Source organism: Fulvivirga sedimenti (genome assembly GCF_020328055.1).
Genome location: NZ_JAIXNE010000004.1, coordinates 1,089,529 through 1,106,402, shown reverse-complemented (window position 1 = coordinate 1,106,402; position 16,874 = coordinate 1,089,529). Strand labels below are relative to the sequence as shown.

At 44.7% G+C, this 16,874-nt stretch carries 13 protein-coding genes; 6 read left to right on the top strand and 7 right to left on the bottom strand.

Annotated features, from left to right (window positions below; all coding sequences use genetic code 11):
- Window positions 1–31 precede the first annotated feature (31 nt).
- Both LDX50_RS22905 and LDX50_RS22900 read left to right on the top strand, forming a co-directional pair.
- Window positions 32–2,260, top strand: coding sequence for a molybdopterin-containing oxidoreductase family protein (locus LDX50_RS22905; RefSeq protein ID WP_225698540.1), 2,229 nt, complete (start codon window positions 32–34; stop codon window positions 2,258–2,260).
- Entirely contained in the window at window positions 2,260–3,318 is a 1,059-nt protein-coding gene (locus LDX50_RS22900) for an SDR family NAD(P)-dependent oxidoreductase (protein WP_225698539.1), read from the top strand. The genes LDX50_RS22905 and LDX50_RS22900 overlap by 1 nt, the downstream gene beginning before the upstream one ends.
- A gap of 1 nt (window position 3,319) precedes the next feature.
- Here the strand turns inward: LDX50_RS22900 and LDX50_RS22895 are convergent, their stop codons facing one another.
- Entirely contained in the window at window positions 3,320–3,526 is a 207-nt protein-coding gene (locus LDX50_RS22895; RefSeq protein WP_225698538.1) for a YgaP family membrane protein, read from the bottom strand.
- A 267-nt stretch (window positions 3,527–3,793) separates the two neighbouring features.
- Here LDX50_RS22895 and LDX50_RS22890 point away from each other — a divergent pair, with 267 nt between their 5' ends.
- Window positions 3,794–4,420, top strand: a complete 627-nt coding sequence (locus tag LDX50_RS22890; RefSeq protein ID WP_338030004.1) for an NADPH-dependent F420 reductase — start codon at window positions 3,794–3,796, stop codon at window positions 4,418–4,420.
- On the opposite strand, the gene LDX50_RS22885 is transcribed toward LDX50_RS22890, so the two are convergent.
- Window positions 4,403–5,413, bottom strand: coding sequence for a Gfo/Idh/MocA family protein (locus LDX50_RS22885; protein ID WP_225698536.1), 1,011 nt, complete (start codon window positions 5,411–5,413; stop codon window positions 4,403–4,405). The two genes, LDX50_RS22890 and LDX50_RS22885, sit on opposite strands and share 18 nt — an antisense overlap.
- Window positions 5,414–5,513: 100 nt before the next feature.
- Here LDX50_RS22885 and LDX50_RS22880 point away from each other — a divergent pair, with 100 nt between their 5' ends.
- On the top strand, window positions 5,514–6,578 hold the full coding sequence (locus tag LDX50_RS22880; RefSeq protein ID WP_225698535.1) for an AI-2E family transporter: 1,065 nt from the start codon (window positions 5,514–5,516) through the stop codon (window positions 6,576–6,578).
- On the opposite strand, the gene LDX50_RS22875 is transcribed toward LDX50_RS22880, so the two are convergent.
- A complete protein-coding gene (locus LDX50_RS22875; RefSeq protein WP_225698534.1) occupies window positions 6,575–10,093 on the bottom strand; it encodes an AsmA family protein in 3,519 nt (1,172 codons plus the stop codon). The two genes, LDX50_RS22880 and LDX50_RS22875, sit on opposite strands and share 4 nt — an antisense overlap.
- A gap of 179 nt (window positions 10,094–10,272) precedes the next feature.
- On the opposite strand from LDX50_RS22875, the gene LDX50_RS22870 reads away from it, so the two are divergent.
- Window positions 10,273–12,603, top strand: coding sequence for a DUF748 domain-containing protein (locus LDX50_RS22870; protein ID WP_225698533.1), 2,331 nt, complete (start codon window positions 10,273–10,275; stop codon window positions 12,601–12,603).
- On the opposite strand, the gene LDX50_RS22865 is transcribed toward LDX50_RS22870, so the two are convergent.
- From LDX50_RS22865 to LDX50_RS22855, 3 genes are all read right to left on the bottom strand, one after another.
- Window positions 12,600–13,031: a hypothetical protein gene (locus LDX50_RS22865; protein ID WP_225698532.1), complete on the bottom strand. Its 432-nt coding sequence runs from the start codon at window positions 13,029–13,031 to the stop codon at window positions 12,600–12,602. The genes LDX50_RS22870 and LDX50_RS22865 overlap by 4 nt on opposite strands.
- 64 nt (window positions 13,032–13,095) lie before the next feature.
- Window positions 13,096–13,881, bottom strand: coding sequence for a DUF3667 domain-containing protein (locus tag LDX50_RS22860; RefSeq protein ID WP_225698531.1), 786 nt, complete (start codon window positions 13,879–13,881; stop codon window positions 13,096–13,098).
- Window positions 13,881–14,393, bottom strand: a complete 513-nt coding sequence (locus LDX50_RS22855; RefSeq protein WP_225698530.1) for a RidA family protein — start codon at window positions 14,391–14,393, stop codon at window positions 13,881–13,883. The genes LDX50_RS22860 and LDX50_RS22855 overlap by 1 nt, the downstream gene beginning before the upstream one ends.
- Before the next feature lie 117 nt (window positions 14,394–14,510).
- Here LDX50_RS22855 and metG point away from each other — a divergent pair, with 117 nt between their 5' ends.
- A complete protein-coding gene (gene metG / locus LDX50_RS22850; protein WP_225698529.1) occupies window positions 14,511–16,574 on the top strand; it encodes a methionine--tRNA ligase in 2,064 nt (687 codons plus the stop codon).
- On the opposite strand, the gene LDX50_RS22845 is transcribed toward metG, so the two are convergent.
- Window positions 16,571–16,873 carry a thiamine-binding protein gene (locus LDX50_RS22845; RefSeq protein ID WP_225698528.1) on the bottom strand — a complete coding sequence of 101 codons (303 nt, stop codon included), beginning with the start codon at window positions 16,871–16,873 and terminating at the stop codon, window positions 16,571–16,573. The two genes, metG and LDX50_RS22845, sit on opposite strands and share 4 nt — an antisense overlap.
- Window position 16,874: the final 1 nt, after the last annotated feature.

Below are 16,874 nucleotides of genomic sequence, written 5' to 3'. Positions count from 1 at the left end.
ATCGTCATCGAAATTTTAGGGCGGACAGAAAATGAAAAAACACCATACTTTTTGCAGGATTTGTGAGTCATTATGCGGATTGGAGGTTGTGACGGACGGAGATAAGGTTGTCTCTGTTGCACCCGATCCGAACCATGTGGCGACGGAAGGATTTTCATGTGTAAAAGGATTGCGGCAGCACGAAATGTACCAGTCCCCTGATCGTCTCAAATATCCCTTGAAACGGATGGATGATGGAAATTATGAGCGGATATCGTGGGAACAGGCTATTTCGGAGATTGGGGCGAAAGTGAGAAAGCTTCGATCTGATGACGGTCCTGATTCAATTGGAATGTATGTAGGTACTGCCGCCGGGTTTGGTGTGCTGCACCCGGTATTTGCGCAGGGATTTATGACCGGTATTGGCTCTAAAAGCATGTATGCATCGGCAACGCAGGACTGCTCCAACAAATTTGCCGTATCAAGACACATGTACGGTTTCCCGTTTACACTTCCGTTTCCGGATCTTGAGAATACCGAATGCCTGATTGTGGTTGGGGCAAATCCGGTCATTTCAAAATGGTCCTTCCTGCAGGTTCCAAATCCGATTGAAAAGCTGCGGCAACTGGAGCGTAGAGGAGCAAAGTTGTACTTTGTAGATCCCCGCAAAACCGAATCTGCGCAGGTGGCCGGGAGTCACGTATTTATTCGTCCGGGCACTGATGTCTTCTTTTATCTGTCATTTCTCCATGAGTTGATAGAGCAGGGAGGCGTAGACAGGGATCAGGTGTCTTCATGGACAGAAGGTTTTGATTCGCTGAAGGAACTCGCAACCAACTGGCCGGCAAACCGGACTGAAGCGGTTACAGGCATTCCAGCAGATGTACTCAGCAGGATGGTGGCCGACTATATCAGCGCGGATGGGGCAGCGCTCTACTGTTCCACCGGCGTGAATATGGGCGGTAACGGAACCCTGGCGTTCTGGATTCAGGAGTCTATCAATGCCATTTCCGGCAACCTGGACCGGAAGGGTGGAACACTTGTGGGAAAGGGGATCATAGATTTCATAAAATTCGGGGTGAAAAATGGGGTTCTCATGCGGGATGATACCTCCCGGGTGGGCAATTTCTCTGCTGTAAATGATGCATTTCCCGGCGGTATCATGGCCGATGAGATTCTCACGCCGGGTGATCGGCAGTTGAAGGCGCTTTTTGTAACCGGAGGAAATCCACTTATCACCATGGCAAATTCAGGCCGGCTCAGGAAAGCCTTCCGAAAACTGGAATTACTTGTCACGCTTGATATCTATCAGAACGAAACAAGTTCGGAGGCGCACTATGTGCTTCCTTGCACAGACCCATTGCAGCGGCCGGACCTGCCTTTTATTTTTCCACTCATGCTGGGATTACAAATGAAACCCTATCTCCAGGCTACCCGTGCCATTGTTCCCCCGGAAGGGGAGCAGCGTGATGAAGCGTCTATTTACCTGGATCTCGCACGTGCATCCGGCGTTTCAATCTTTGATTCGGCAGTGGCACAGCGGTTCTTTGAGTTCACAGCTGCGTTTCATTCGCGGGTAAAGGGGAAGAAAATTCGGGGGATACCCCAGGAATCATATCTTAACGGACTCCTTCGCCTGTCGCGCCAGAAGTCCTTTAAAAATCTCTTAAAGCATCAGCACGGCATCGAGCGTGAGCCGCATAAGCCCGGATCATTCCTCAGGAAACGTGTAATGACCCCTGATGGAAAGATTCAGCTCGCCCCTGAGATTCTTCTTTCCTATGCCAGCAAACTGGAAACAGATTTTAAGGCGGAAGAAAAGATGGCAGGAGAATTTAAACTGATTACAAAAAGGGCAGTAACGACCCATAATTCATGGACCCACAACATACCCCGTATGATCGCAAAAGGCAGAGATACGAATTATGCGTATTTCAACCCACTGGACATGGATGCACTGGGGGTTGAAGAGCTGGACCTGGTGGATATCAGCACCGATGCGGCAACCATACGAATTCAGGCAAAAGCTCTCGATACGCTCATGCCGAAGACAGTTGCCGTTCCTCACGGATGGGGACATCAGCATGCCAGGGGGTTGTCGGTTGCGAATAAGACCAGGGGTGTAAATGTGAACTTACTGGCAAAGGATGGTCCGGATAATATTGACAGGGTATCGGGTATGGCACATCTTACAGGCATACCTGTACGCATCAGAAAATCTGATGGAGATTTTCAGCCGACATGGTCAGGCATTAATTCAAAAATTGAACACGAAGAATAGTGGCACACGGAAGATTTGATAACCCCGTTATTGCAGCATTAGCCGGGGTAAAGGACTTTTTTAGAAAACAGGATCTTACAGATCGCCTCAAAGAAACCGACAGGGCTGATGGTAAAACCGTACTGATTACGGGTGCTAATTCCGGTCTGGGCTTCGGGATGGCCGTTGCATTTGCCAAACGTGGTGCCCACGTGATTATGGCCTGCCGGCGTCAGATCCCGGAGGCCGGTGAAGAAGTAAAAAGGCTCAGTGGCTCCGATAAGATTGAGATGCGGTATGTGGATTTCAGTAAAATCGGGACTATTCATGATTTTGCCGATGCACTTGAAAAGGACGGTATTCACATCGATATCCTAGTTTTGAATGCGGGGGTGGCACTGCCCGAATCCCGGCCAACCGAAAGCGGTCTGGAAGAGATGTTCCTGGTGAATTACATGTCGAACGTAATACTTGTTTCAAGATTGCTCGCGTCAGGAGTTGTTCGAAATAAGGCCATAGCGGGAAATGCCGTTGCAGGCGAGGTTCCCCGCCTCCTGTTTATCTCCTCAGATTCACATCAGGGTTCATCCTATATCGATCATGAACAATTCGGGACCTATGAAAAATACGGGGTAACCAAAGGCATGAATTACTATAGTTACTACAAGCTTGTGCTGAATACGTATGCTACTGAGCTTTCCAGAAGACTTAATCACGAGGGAGATATTGATGTAATCGTGAATGTCATGTGTCCCGGCCCTGTTGATTCAAAGATCATCAAGGAGGCACCCTGGTTGCTGCGGAAGATCCTGGGTGGCATATTTTCAATTGTATTCAAATCTCCTGAAGATGCTGCCCAGCCGGCTGTTTATATGTGTATCTCGGAGGATTACGCAGGAAAGACCAATGAATACCTGCATATGTTCAATGTGAAGAAAATGGACGAGAAGATCTATATTCCGGAAGAAGGTAAAAAATTATGGGATCATACGTACCAGGTATGGCAGCAATATGATCCCATGGCAATAAATTATCTGATTCTTGCAGAATCCCATACTTCGGAGAATCCTTCTGCTTAAATCATTCCTTCACTTTGCACGTTGAAATCCCGAAGGGTGCATAGAGCGGACAAAAACTTACGAAACTGGTGAGTACAAACACACCGGCCAGTACGAGTAAGACAATTCCAAGCGTTCCGCTAATCACATTGGCGTAGAACAGAACGGCGATCACGCCAGCAATCAGCAAACGGATGATCCTGTCGGCGCTTCCCATGTTTTTTTTCATGATTACATAGTTTTAGGTTACAAAATATTCCACAAGCAGCACAATTCCGGTAATGATTGCCAGGCAGATCATGCAGACCAGCAAAAACCGTATAACCTTATTACTTGTCACAGGGCTAATATAGCAGGTATAAAAGGGTATTTAAGTGATGTTCGTCAGGAAACAGACTAATATTTATTCGCAATATCAATATAATGGCCAGAAATTTGGTGGCAGACCCAACCTATTGGCGGCTCTTGAAGTTTAAGTAAACAGTATCATCTACTTTTGAATATGAAGATAGCCATCATCGGAACAGGGAATGTAGGAGGTACACTTGCCAAAGCATTCAACAGCGCCGGTCACACTGTGATCCTTGGGGTTCGTAACCCCGACAGCTACAAAGGAAAAGAAACACTGGAAGCAGCCGGACTGAAAGCCCTGGAAATACACCGGGCTGTGGAAGGCGCAGATTTGTTGGTTTTAGCCACTCCTGCCACCTCTGCCATAGAGGTCGCAAAGAGTCTGGGTGATACAACAGGAAAGATCATTATCGATACCATGAACGTAGTTATGGGAAGGGGGCCTGAAGGATATTCAAATACTACTGATGCGATATTGTCAAATACCACGGCAACAGATGTCGTAAAATGCTTTAATACTACCGGCTTTGAAAACATGGCCGATCCTGTTTACCAGGGCAAAGGCATCGACATGTTTGTTGCCGGTAGCAGTGATCGGGGGAAAAAGGCAGCCTCACAACTAGCCCGGGATATTGGTTTTGGCGCCGTCCATGACATGGGAGGAAATGACAAATTTTTTCTCATTGAGCAGCTGGCTAATGCCTGGATTAATCTGGCGATCTTTCAAGGCGAGGGCCGGGATATGGCGTTTCGGTTAGTGCGAAGATCCTGATGGAATATTTTCCATCCGAAGGGATTCTGCACTTTTGAATATCGCTTCAATAACTTTCATATTGTTATATGCATCTTCCAATGGCGTGGGCACTTCCGTTTGGTCCAGAATGGAGCGGGAGAAGTAGTCCGCCTGCAAGGTATAGTGATCGGAGGCCACAACTTCGATGATTTCTGTGCCATTTTCATTTTCCACATCGATGGTGCAATTCATATCCGAAGGAACGTTCACCGGCCGGTTGACGCGAATCCTGCCGTGATTTCCGATTATCTCCACGTACTGATCAGGAAAGCTTTGGGTTCCGCAGGTAAATGAGGAAAATCTGCCTTCACCAAAATCAAGAATGGCATTGGCAAGAATATCGACATGCCATTGGGGGTGATTTCTAAGGCTTCCGAATGCCCGCAAAGGTTCATGATTGAAAAGCCAGCGTGCAATGGAAACACAATAGCAACCGATATCCATGAGCCCGCCTCCACCTTTTTCAGGATCCGTCCGGATATTGGAGGGATCGTCCTTGAAGTAGGTAAAAAGGCTGTTTACCTGGTTAATATGGCCGATTGAACCACTATCTACCAGACTTCTGACCATCTGCCATTGCGGATGGAAGCGGTACATGAATGCTTCCATTACAAGGATATCCGGCTTTGTTTTTGCGTGCTGTAATAACTGTTCCGCCTGGCGTGCATTTAACGCTATAGGCTTTTCACAGAGAACATGCTTACCCAGATCCATCGAACGGATTGTCCATGGAACGTGCATGTCATTGGGAAGCGGGTTGTAAACCGCATCAATTTCCGGATCGTCGAGGAGTTCCTCATAACTGCCGTAAGCACGCCCGATGCCGAGTTCACTGGCAGTATTCTCAGCTTTTTCCATGGATCGGCTGGCGATGGCGACCACATCGCCGAACTGACTTTTCTGAACGGCTGGAATAAATTTTTCACGTGCAATTTTAGCAGTACTCAGGACTCCCCATCGAATTTTTTTCATCGGACTCATTTTTTTAAGAATCGGAATTTACGAAAAATACCCTTGGGGTACCAAGGAGTCTTTGACAAAGCCGTATAATTTTAACTATCTTTCATTTGTCATGGTAAATGAGTTTAAATCAGATCGTGTTGTGCGCGCAACTGCGTGGTTATTGTTGATTGGTCTTTCGTTGGCTATGATGATCCTGGGTCAGCAGTTGTTTATCCCGCTGACGTGGTCTCTGCTGTTTGCTTTTATTCTGTTTCCATTTTGTGACTGGATGGAAGGAAAAAAAATTGGACGAACCTGGTCATCACTGATCGCTACACTATTATTTACCATTCTGAGTGGTGTTGTGTTGTTTTACCTTGTTTATCAGTCAGTTCGGATTCTTCAGCAGGAAGGGGCTGTTTATGATACCATTTCACAGGCTTATGAAAATATGCGTATGTGGTTCTATGATAAGCTCGGACTAGAGATTTTTCATCCAAAGGAAGGGGCCCAGTTCGGGTCAGATTCACTCGGCCGTGTAATTAATTTTGCGGCCCGTGAAATCAGTTCGATCGGAAAGAATATTGTGACGATTACGCTGATTCCCATGTTTTTGTTTTTTCTGTTGCTATACCGCGGACTAGCATGGAAATTCACCCGTACCAGATATGAGGGCAAGCAACTAGAACAGCTCGAGACCTTTTATACGAAAAGTCAGTATTCAATACAGAATTACCTTTGGGGCACACTGATCTTAACTGGTGTGACAGCTGCGATGGCTTTTGTGATATTACTTTTATTCGGGATCAAGTATGCCTTCTTCTTCAGCATATTTATCGGGATCCTGAATCTAATTCCGTACATAGGCAATCTTGCTGCGTTTGTTGTGGTACTGCTTTTCGTTTATGTTACCAAACATGATATCGGACTCACCATATTTTGTGGATTAGCACTTTACAGTGCAAATCTGATGCAGGAAAATTTTCTTCGGCCAAAGCTTGTAGGTGATAAGATGAAAATGAACGCAATGGTTGTTTTTACTGCAGTGATACTGGGTGGAATGATATGGGGTTTTTCCGGGATGGTGTTGTTTATTCCATTGCTGGGTGTGCTTAAATCCCTGTTTGAAAGTCATCCTGATCTGAAAGTCTATGGAATCTTTTTTGAAACGGGAGATGAGCCTGATTCAGATTAATCTGAAACATTGGATGCGCTTTTTCCTTTTCTGACGGCAGCCATTGCACCATGAATGGCACATTTCACCCAATAATTTATCGGGCCTTTAAACGTTATACGCTCCTGTTCAAATGTTCCGATGGCATCGGTCTTCGAATGTTTCAGAATGATGCCATCTGCCAGAGCGGTAAGCAGGGAAGAACCAAAGTTTTTTACGTCAGGGGAATGCTTCTTGAAAATTTCAATGTGCAGGTCTTCATAGGTCATCAGTGCCTGGCCAGTGGCAATGGAATCATTCGCGGTAACAGAAAGATCGTATTCCTTAAGATACCCCGACTTCAGTCGTACAGCTTCAAGCGGGTCGATCATGTGGTTCAGCGAATCAAGCACCATGTCGGTAAGACGTACTTCAAGATCAAAATGATTTGAATCTATTCTTGAATAGTTAAAAGCCATTAAACCCGAATCGTATAACTTGGCTGTACCTGTCAGTACGTTTTCAGATTCGGTTTTTGGCTTTCTGAGATTCATTTTAAAATCAATATCATTCAATACGATATAACCTTCCTGTCCTGTTTTTTCTCCAACTTCCCGATAGGTGAGAACTCCATCAGTAGCCTTGATGCCCAGCAGTTGAAATTTTTCTGAAAGTGGCAGGAGCTCCCTCAGCAAATAGGGTTTATTAACTGCCTCCGGGTCGGGCAGCGTTTTATCCCGCCGCAGTCTCACATTGAACCCCTCGATCTGAAGCTGTTCCGAAATAAATTGATTTTTCCTGAGAAGTGAGTCCCAAACAACCCCGTTAAAGACAAGATGATCGAAATTTCCGGATATCACATCGTTCTCAATTTCCATTTTCTCAACGAATTCCGGTTTTGCATCGATGCGTACGTCATAAATATGAAGCTGCTCCCCGGTATTCTTTATTTCACCAATATTAAAGGTTGAAGATGGCGTATCGAAACGGAGGTCACCCATATCTATTGCCACTTTGTTATCAGCTGTTCGTATGCTGATGTCGCCAAAAGCAATGAGTTGATCATTGATGGCCACTGTCCCCGGTGATATTTTTAGCACGTCAAACAAGGATAATGGTGCTATTGCCTTTTTCGTTTGTTTCGTTTGAGATGCATCTGATTTTTTTACTGATGTGGAATCAACCGGCTTTTTCTTTATTTGCATGAACGGTTTGTAAACTCCAATTTCCCCGACATGTGGCAGCGCTGACGGGCTCCAGGTGATATTTTCCAGGGATATGCTGTCTAATGTTGAATTCAGTGTATTTTCTGACTGAATAAATGATACCTGGTTAACACTGGCCATTTCAATATGCCATACTGAATCTGATTTTATTATTTCATTCAATGATATCTTCTGTAACTGAAGATTATCACCGGATGCCAGGGATAGGGAAACGCCGCTTATTTCAGATTGTTCTTTTGTAGCGATGTTCACGTCGTCAACACTGATATTGATCTTGTCGGAGGAATGCTTCAGCTGGTGCATTTGAGCCTGTATTTCACCAAATGTTGAAGCCTTGCCTGCTACCAATACTTCCTTGACCTTTAAATTGTCTGAAATAAAAGACAATTGGCTATTCTGAGAAAGTTCAAGGTTGGCTGTAATCCGGTCAAGCATGATACTTTCAAAAAAGAATTCCTGGACCGGTTTATCGGCTGTGTTTTTCTGTGTTGTATCTGGTTGAGGCAATGAACCGCTGATATCAATTTCGCTGATATGGAGGGTATTCCAGACGTGGTAAAATGGCTTGTTCGGATTAAAGTTCTCCGGTGTGGCCGTAAACCCCTTCAGGGTTAGGTTAATGTCTTTGAACGAACCTTGAACCGAAGATATCTCAAAGCGCTTTGGTTCAAAAAAAACGCCGGTGAGTGATGCCCGGATATCATTCTTACCGCTTGTGAAGGTTACGGAAGGTGATTTGAAATATCGCAGATCATAGGTCGTTCCATCTTCTATCACAAGATTTTCAGTAACCGCATTCAGATTTTGTATTTGGGCGTTGGTTTCGAGGTAATCGTAAATAATATTAATACTGTCCAGGACAACCTTGCCTAAATGAACAGTGGAACGTTCCCTTGCCGGCTTTGGAGGCCTGGAGCCGGAAGTATGTACAATATCACCCGTGGCTTCAAATAAGGTTAGGTTTCCACCTTTCATGAGGACCGAATCGGCAGACAGGTCATTTGTGTAAATAAAATTGAAGATATTAAAATTGTAGAGGGCCAAAGACTCACTTCTCAGGAGTTCTGCATTGATATCGGTATCAGTAAGGACAATGTCCTTGATATCCACATTATAGGTCTTATCGTAGACCATTTCCGAAAATTTTACAGCCAGTCCATTTCCCATATCCAGCTCAGTAGCGCTCAATGACAACCTGAGTTTCTCTATCATGAGTGTACTGCTGTCTTCAGTCACCACAAAGTTTGAGGTTTTCAATGTCATTTCGGGGAGCAGGAGACGTACAGTATCATTGGGCCGCATGATGTTGAGGTGTACTTCAGCCTTATTGATCTCTCCATTTCTAATCAGTAATTCCCGTAAATTCTTTTTGAGGAGGTCAGATACCGGCTGACGGCTCTTTATTTTTGAGGGATCTGCCTCATGCGGGAAGATATTCGCTGTAACGACAGGCTGATTGATTTGCAGTAAATCAAAGATATATTCCTCATCGAGAAGTTTTTCATAATCCATATCCTGGATTACCACGGAAGCGCCATCAAGTATGAGAACGGTTCGGTCCAGTGAATCCTTCTGTGTGAATGAATAGTTATCGATCTCAAGCTTGTGATCATCGTAGCTCCAGGTGATGGCATCAAAGGAAAATGAACTGGTTTCAAAGTCAATGCCTTGTTTGCCCAGCATAATTTTAAATTGTGCATCATCAGATAGATCGCGCATGTTCCAGTTGGCAATGAGCAGATCCAGCAACTGAACTTCTATGATCAGATCAGACTTGTTCAGCTGAAGGTCCGCCCTGTCGATCCGGAAGTCTTCAATGTCGAAGTTGTCCAGAATTGCCCTGATACCCGGATAAAAACTCACGATCTCATGGGCAATGTTTACGGGTTCCTTTTTATCCGTTGGTTCGTCGGGCTGCTGTGCGCTTACCCGTGCCAGCGGTTCTATGATTCTGAATAATTCAATCCTAAGCTGACCACTACCAAGCAGATCGAAAAAAGATCCCAGGTTTACTTCGATTTCCGGAATCCTGATGCCTAACAGCCCTGTGGAATCAGATTTGTCCACCTTGGCGATGTCCACACCCGACAGAGCGAAATCCAGTTCAAGATAATCTATTTTAGTGTTTCCAATCGTGAGTGCATACGTACCGTTGCTTTGTTTGTCGACCAGATCGATGAGCGTTTTTTTGAAGCCTTGTACTTTAAAGTATATCAGTCCGATGCAAACTGCCCCCAAAAGGAGAAAAGACAAAGCAATCAGAATTTTCCGAAGCCGCTTTTTTCTTCTTTTTAAAGGTTTCCGTACGACCGTTGCTTCGGGGTTATTCATTTGTTGTGATAATAATTGAACTGTGGGTTAAAATAGGAAATTAACAGGAAAGTGTTCTTCTGTAATTTACCATAAAAATGGATTTAACATGATCCACAATATAATTTGAAACAATCCAAATTGTTTAAATGTAAAAATCAATTGGCAAATTCTTATTTTCCGTTTGGAAATTATAATTCATGAAAAAGTTGTCCCCGCTAGCTAAGAAAATCCTGATTGGAATTGCCTTATTATTCGCTATAATTCTGTTTTCAATCCCGTGGATTGTGGAATATTATCTTGAAAAGAACGATGTCGAATGGCTGGGTCGTGAGGTGGAAGTGGCGGATATTGACATCAATCTATTTACCGGTAAAGTAGGAGTGTACAATGCATTTCTTTTTGAAGAAGACGGTACCACACCTTTTTTAAGATTCGAATCATTTGAGGCAAATATTCGGATGTTATCATTTCTGTCCGGAATTTTTGAACTGGAATATGTTACAGTTTCAAATTCCCTCCTTCGGATCGTTCAGACAGGCGAATCGTTTAACTTTGATGATCTCGCCAAACCGGGCGAGTCTGAATCCACCGGTGAGGATGATGAAGCTGGCGATCCGCCCAGGTATATCATCAATGAAATACTTCTTACCGGCGGGGCCTTTGAATACATCGATAATAATTTATCCTCGAGTATTTTGATCGACAGGATCCGGCTTGAAATCCCCAGGGTTTCCTATGATTACCCGGGATTAGACTTTATCCTGGCGGGAACACAACGGGAAGGTGGAGAACTGGGCTTTGATGGTTCTGTAAACTGGGGTGAATCAAATTTTGCCATGAATGGGGAAATTGCCGACTGGCAACTGCGCCCGTATAAAAACTATCTTAATTCCTACCTGGCAATTCAGGATTTTGCCGGCTTGTACAATCTTCAGCTTAATATAGCCGGAAAGTATGCAGATGAGAAAAGCATTGCGGCATCTGCCTACAGTACGCTTGACAAGTTTCTGCTGGTTGACAATAATTCCGACAGTCTCATTACCTGGAAGCGTGCAGAAATATTTGTGGATTCGGTAAATACTGAAGAACGGCTCTATGATATGGGTACAGCGACACTCGATGCACCCCATATATTATTTAAATATTTCAAGGAGGGCGACAGCTTCTCCGGTTTATTGCTGGATACGACTTCTGCCCAGGTGCTCGATACCGTTTCCGTCGCCCAGCAGGAGATCGTGTTTCAAAATCCGTTTCAATATATTTCAGAATACATCTACTACCTTATTGATGAGGAGGTATTAACGACCTATGGCGCAGACAGTATGGTGATTCATAAAGGCAGGGTCGATTTCCTTGACTATTCCCATCTAGAGGATGCGCAGATCACCCTGGAAAATTTAAATATCCTCATCCCTGAAGTAAGTCCGGAAGATTCAACTCTTTCCATGCTCATAAATTCGAGGATCAATAAAACGGGAAAGTTCAAAGGAGACATGACGCTCTACAGGGCGGGGCTTTCAAATATGGGCATAAATATGGAACTTTCTGATTTTTATTTGACCTCCTTTGATCCTTATTCAAGGCACTACACCGCACATCCGATGTGGGAAGGTGTCATGAACATGAAAAGTTCAACGACGATCCGTGACTACCAGGTTCAAAGTATGAATGAAATTGATATCCTGGATGTCAAAGTGGGAAATAAACTGGATATCGAGTCGGAATATAAGATTCCTCTCCGGTTCGCTGTGGGATTATTAAAGGATGTTAACGGTGATATCCGACTGGAGGTTCCCATCGAGGGCGACCTGCATGATCCGGAATATAAACTGGGCAAAGTGATTTTGAAGGTGATAATGAATCTTTTCGCCAAGGCGGTGGCTTCTCCATATAATTTACTGGCCAGGGCGTTTGATGCGGATGAGGATGACCTAAAATCCATCAAATTCGGAAATGACCAGGATTCACTTGCAAACCCCCAGATTAAGACAATGGACCTCACTGCCCGTGTGCTGGAGCGAAAATCAGATTTGAAAGTATTGCTGGAATACGTCTTTAACGAAAAGGAAGAAAAGGAAATTATTGCACTTCAGTATGCCAAGGAGAAGTACCTTCAGCAGGCGCCGGATTCAATCCGAGGCCTGGGCCGGGACCAGGTATCCAACAGGGATTCATTATTTGTTTTGTACCTGGAGGACAAGGTCGGAGGCCTGGGGCAGCGATCTGTTCAAGCTATGTGTATAGAACTCATCGGGGAAAGCATGCTTGACGAACGTGTTGCATACATTCGTGAGAGTCAGTGGAACCTGGTATCGGAATATCTCTATCAGGAGAAGGGTGTAAGTCCTGAACGCGCAGAAATGAAGGAAACTGAAGATGAAGGATTGATGTCGGTGTATTTACAGCCTACGTTTCTGATTAAGTATGATGTAAGGGACAGCATTCCTGATGGTGTGTTGGAGGAAAATAGACCAGCTGAATCCACTGTACCGGGCGATTCGGTAGTAGTGAATCCAACTGGTAATTAAAGCCGAACTGTAAATCCTACCGGCGCCCGGATTTCCCCGGGGTCGTACATATTCAGATACAGAACAACAGGTTCGGATTGTCCTTCCCAGGTGATCTGATATTTATCCAATAATCCCATGCCATCAAATCCATGTTCTGTTTCGAACGTGCAGCAACTGCCAATTCGCATGTATTTGAGTGATTGTCCTTCCGGACCGGCGAGTGAATTAAGGAACAAACGTTGTCTGATAGCGCCAAGTGAAAGGTCGTCACCGCCAATGTTTACCGGATTGTTGGCGGAATACCCATAGGAAATATCACTGGATATACCGAACAGCTGTATTCCCTGGTTGCCCTGTTCAAGATAAGTCATGTGTTGAACATGCATCACAGGTTCCGGACTGCAGCGAGTAAATAGTATGACGAGTAATAGTAATCCGTATCGCATGGATAGTCATTTTGACTTATATATGCTGGATAAAGCCAAAGTGTAACCGGATATGATGTAAGTTTTATGTTAGAATTAAAAAGTTTCTCATCCTTTCAGGAAAGATTAATACCAGGATGAACAATACCACAAGCAAAAAAATCATCAGAAACAGGAGTCCGAGGGGATAAATAAGTAAACCTTTAATAAAGGCATGTATCCGTTTATTGTGTCGATAAAAATCCATGGCGAAAAAAGCAGTGTACAGCATACTTATTCCCGTTACAATACCGGAAAATGAGATTCCGGTAAATTTGAAGATGGTGATGGAAAAATAATTGAACACCTGTGAATGTGCCAATGAATACAATACTAATACACTGGTTTCCAGCAAATTAAACTTGCTTTTTCGAAATAGCAATGCAGTTGCGAAAAGAAAGAAAGGGAAGAAAAAGAAGGACGCGAATTTAAAATTACTGTATATCCACCCCTGCATGCTTTCCTGTTGTTCGATCTGTTCAGGTGTTAATCCACTTTGTTGAAAAAAGGATGTTTCGTTTCTTGTATAGCCGATCATGTCCACATCCATAATGGTGATCAGCAGCACCAGAATGGTGAGCATGACAAAGTAATAACCCACAGGTCCCACATAGCGAACACGGTTGCCTGCAATGTAAGATTTGGCAACCGTTGCGGGCCTGTAAAAAAGATCAAGAAACGTCCGGCTGAATTTGAAATCAAATCCGATGAGCTTATCCTGGAGGTCGTCAAAAAAGACACGGAAACTGAGACGCCCGACTACTTTTTTTTGGGTGCACCAGGGGCAGTATTCATATTCATGTGGTTTCCCGCAGTTGATACAATTGTGCATCACTCGGCTATTTCTACGATCATTTCCACTTCAACGGGAATGTTGGTTGGCAGCGAGGCCATTCCAACCGCTGCACGTGCATGTTTGCCTGATTCTCCAAAGACTTCGGTCATAAGATCCGAAAAGCCGTTGATCACTTTGGAATGATCAGTAAAATCGTCTGTAGCGTTCACCATACCCAATACGCGTACAACCCTTTTTACTTTACTTAAGTCGCCTATGGCATCTTTCAATGTAGCCAGAACGCAAACACCAGCAAGCCTGGCAGCATCATAGCCTTCTTCAACCGTCAGGTCCTGTCCGACTTTCCCGCGCTTGAATTCACCCCCGCAAGGCCCGTGGCCGGCCAGAAAAATCAGGTTTCCTGTTCTGACGTATTTCACATAATTGGCAACCGGTTTCGAAACCTCAGGCAGGGTGATCCCGAGATCTTCGAGCCTGTCTTCAGGTGATTGCGACAAAACGGGAAATGAAAACAATATCAGGCCGAGGATGAGGTAAAATCTTTTCATATTTTTTTAAATCAAGATAAATAATTACCCGGTCGTATACAATCGGTTGCAAAAAGCTACCAATGAATTCAATACCCCTCGGGCGAATTATTATCTTTGTCAGGATAAAACCTGATTATGTCGAAAAAATCTTTCAAACGTCATACCATAACGGCAGCATTGCCGTACACCAATGGTCCTGTGCATATTGGTCATCTGGCGGGAGTTTACGTTCCCGCAGATATATATGCCCGCTATTTGAGAAGTAAAAAAGAGGATGTTGTTTTTGTCTGCGGATCGGATGAGCATGGGGTGGCTATTACCCTTAAGGCACGCAAGGAGGGGAAAACTCCCCAGGAAATTGTGGATACCTATCATGCCCTGATTCGGGATTCCTTCCGTGATTTTGGTATAGACTTCGACATATATTCAAGAACTTCCTCGGCGGTACATCACGAAACGTCCTCTGAGATGTTTCGTGATCTCTATGAGAAAGGGGTGTTTGAGGAGACCACCTCAGAACAGTATTATGATGAAGAGGCCGGGCAATTTCTGGCCGACAGATATATCGTTGGTACATGCCCCAATTGCGGGTTTGACAATGCCTATGGTGATCAGTGTGAGAAATGCGGAACATCGCTTAGTCCGTCTGAATTGATCAACCCGCGATCTGCCCTTAGCGGATCGGAACCAATTCTCAAACAAACAAGGCACTGGTATTTGCCGATGGGTGATTATGAGAACTGGCTTCGTAAGTGGATTCTGGAAGACCATAAGGAATGGAAATCGAATGTATACGGCCAGTGTAAATCCTGGATTGATGGGGGGCTTAAACCCCGCGCAATGACCCGCGACCTGGATTGGGGGGTGAAAGTGCCTGTTGAAGGGGCAGAAGGAAAAGTATTGTATGTATGGTTTGATGCACCGATTGGTTACATTTCTGCCACCAAGGAATGGGCCGATGAAACAGGGAAGGACTGGAAACCTTACTGGAAAGATCCGGAGACCCGATTGATTCACTTTATTGGCAAGGATAATATTGTTTTTCACTGTATTATCTTTCCGGCTATCCTGAAAGCTGAGGGGAGTTTCATCTTACCCGATAATGTACCAGCCAATGAGTTTCTGAACCTCGAAGGGAATAAAATCAGTACTTCAAAGAATTGGGCAGTATGGTTGCATGAATACCTGGAAGAATTTCCCGGAAAGCAGGATGTGCTGAGATATGCCCTGTGCTCCAATATGCCCGAGAACAAGGACAATGACTTTACCTGGAAGGACTTCCAGGCGCGGAATAACAGCGAGCTGGTGGCGATACTGGGAAATTTTATCAACCGGACGTTGGTCCTTACACATAAGTACTTTGAAGGGTCTGTGCCTGCTGCCAATAGTCTCTTCGATATTGATCAGGAATTGATTGAACAGATCAGAAAGGCGCCGCAGTTGGTGGGCCAGGCGCTTGATCAATTTAAATTCAGGGAAGCTCAAAACGAATTCATGGCCCTTGCAAGGGCGGGGAATAAATATCTCGCTGACACCGAACCCTGGAAAGAAATAAAATCGAACCCGGAACGTGTTGCGACCATTTTAAATCTGGCGCTTCAGGTTGCGGCCAACCTGGTTATCGTCGGATATCCGTTCCTTCCTTTTTCAATGGAGAAATTAAGAATCATGCTTGGAATTGATTCGGTAGATTGGCAGTACGGCGGACAGCCCGATATACTGCAACCCGGTACTGAAATTAACAAAGCCGAACTCATGTTTGAAAAGATTGAAGATGATGCCATACAGGCGCAAATTGATAAGCTGGAAGCAACCCGGGTTTCCAATGAATCAGAAGAATCCAGCGAAAAGACTGCACCAGAACCGGTTAAACCGCAAATTCAGTATGATGATTTTGCGAAACTGGATATGCGGGTGGGAACCATCCTGTCGGCCGAGAAAATGAATAAATCAAAAAAACTGCTGAAGCTCCTGGTGGATACCGGTGTGGATCAACGCGTGGTTCTTTCCGGAATTGCAGAACACTTTCACCCGGATGAAATCATCGGCCAGCAGGTTACAATTCTGGTGAACCTTGCACCGCGAAAGATGATGGGTATTGAATCACAGGGAATGATTCTTATGGCAGAAGATTCGGATGGAAGACTTATTTTTCTCGCTCCTACAGACAGCGCTGATAACGGATCAACAGTGAGCTAGGATTCCCAGTTCGCTGTTTTTTCCTCGAAAGAAATATCCCGGGAGGCATGAATATGCACTTTGATATGTGCCACTAACTCCTGGGCTCCGTTGTCAAGAAGAATTTCCTGAGCTGCCCTGATCACGTTCATGACCTCATCATAAGGCCCCTCGATAACAGTTTCCATCGGTGTGACACGAAATCGCAACCCCGATTTTTTGATGACCCCGATAGCATCGTCTATCAGTCCATAAGCTGTTTTGTCTGCAGGATGGCCGATCGGTATCACCTGCAGGGAGGCGTTGATCTGATGTTTCATG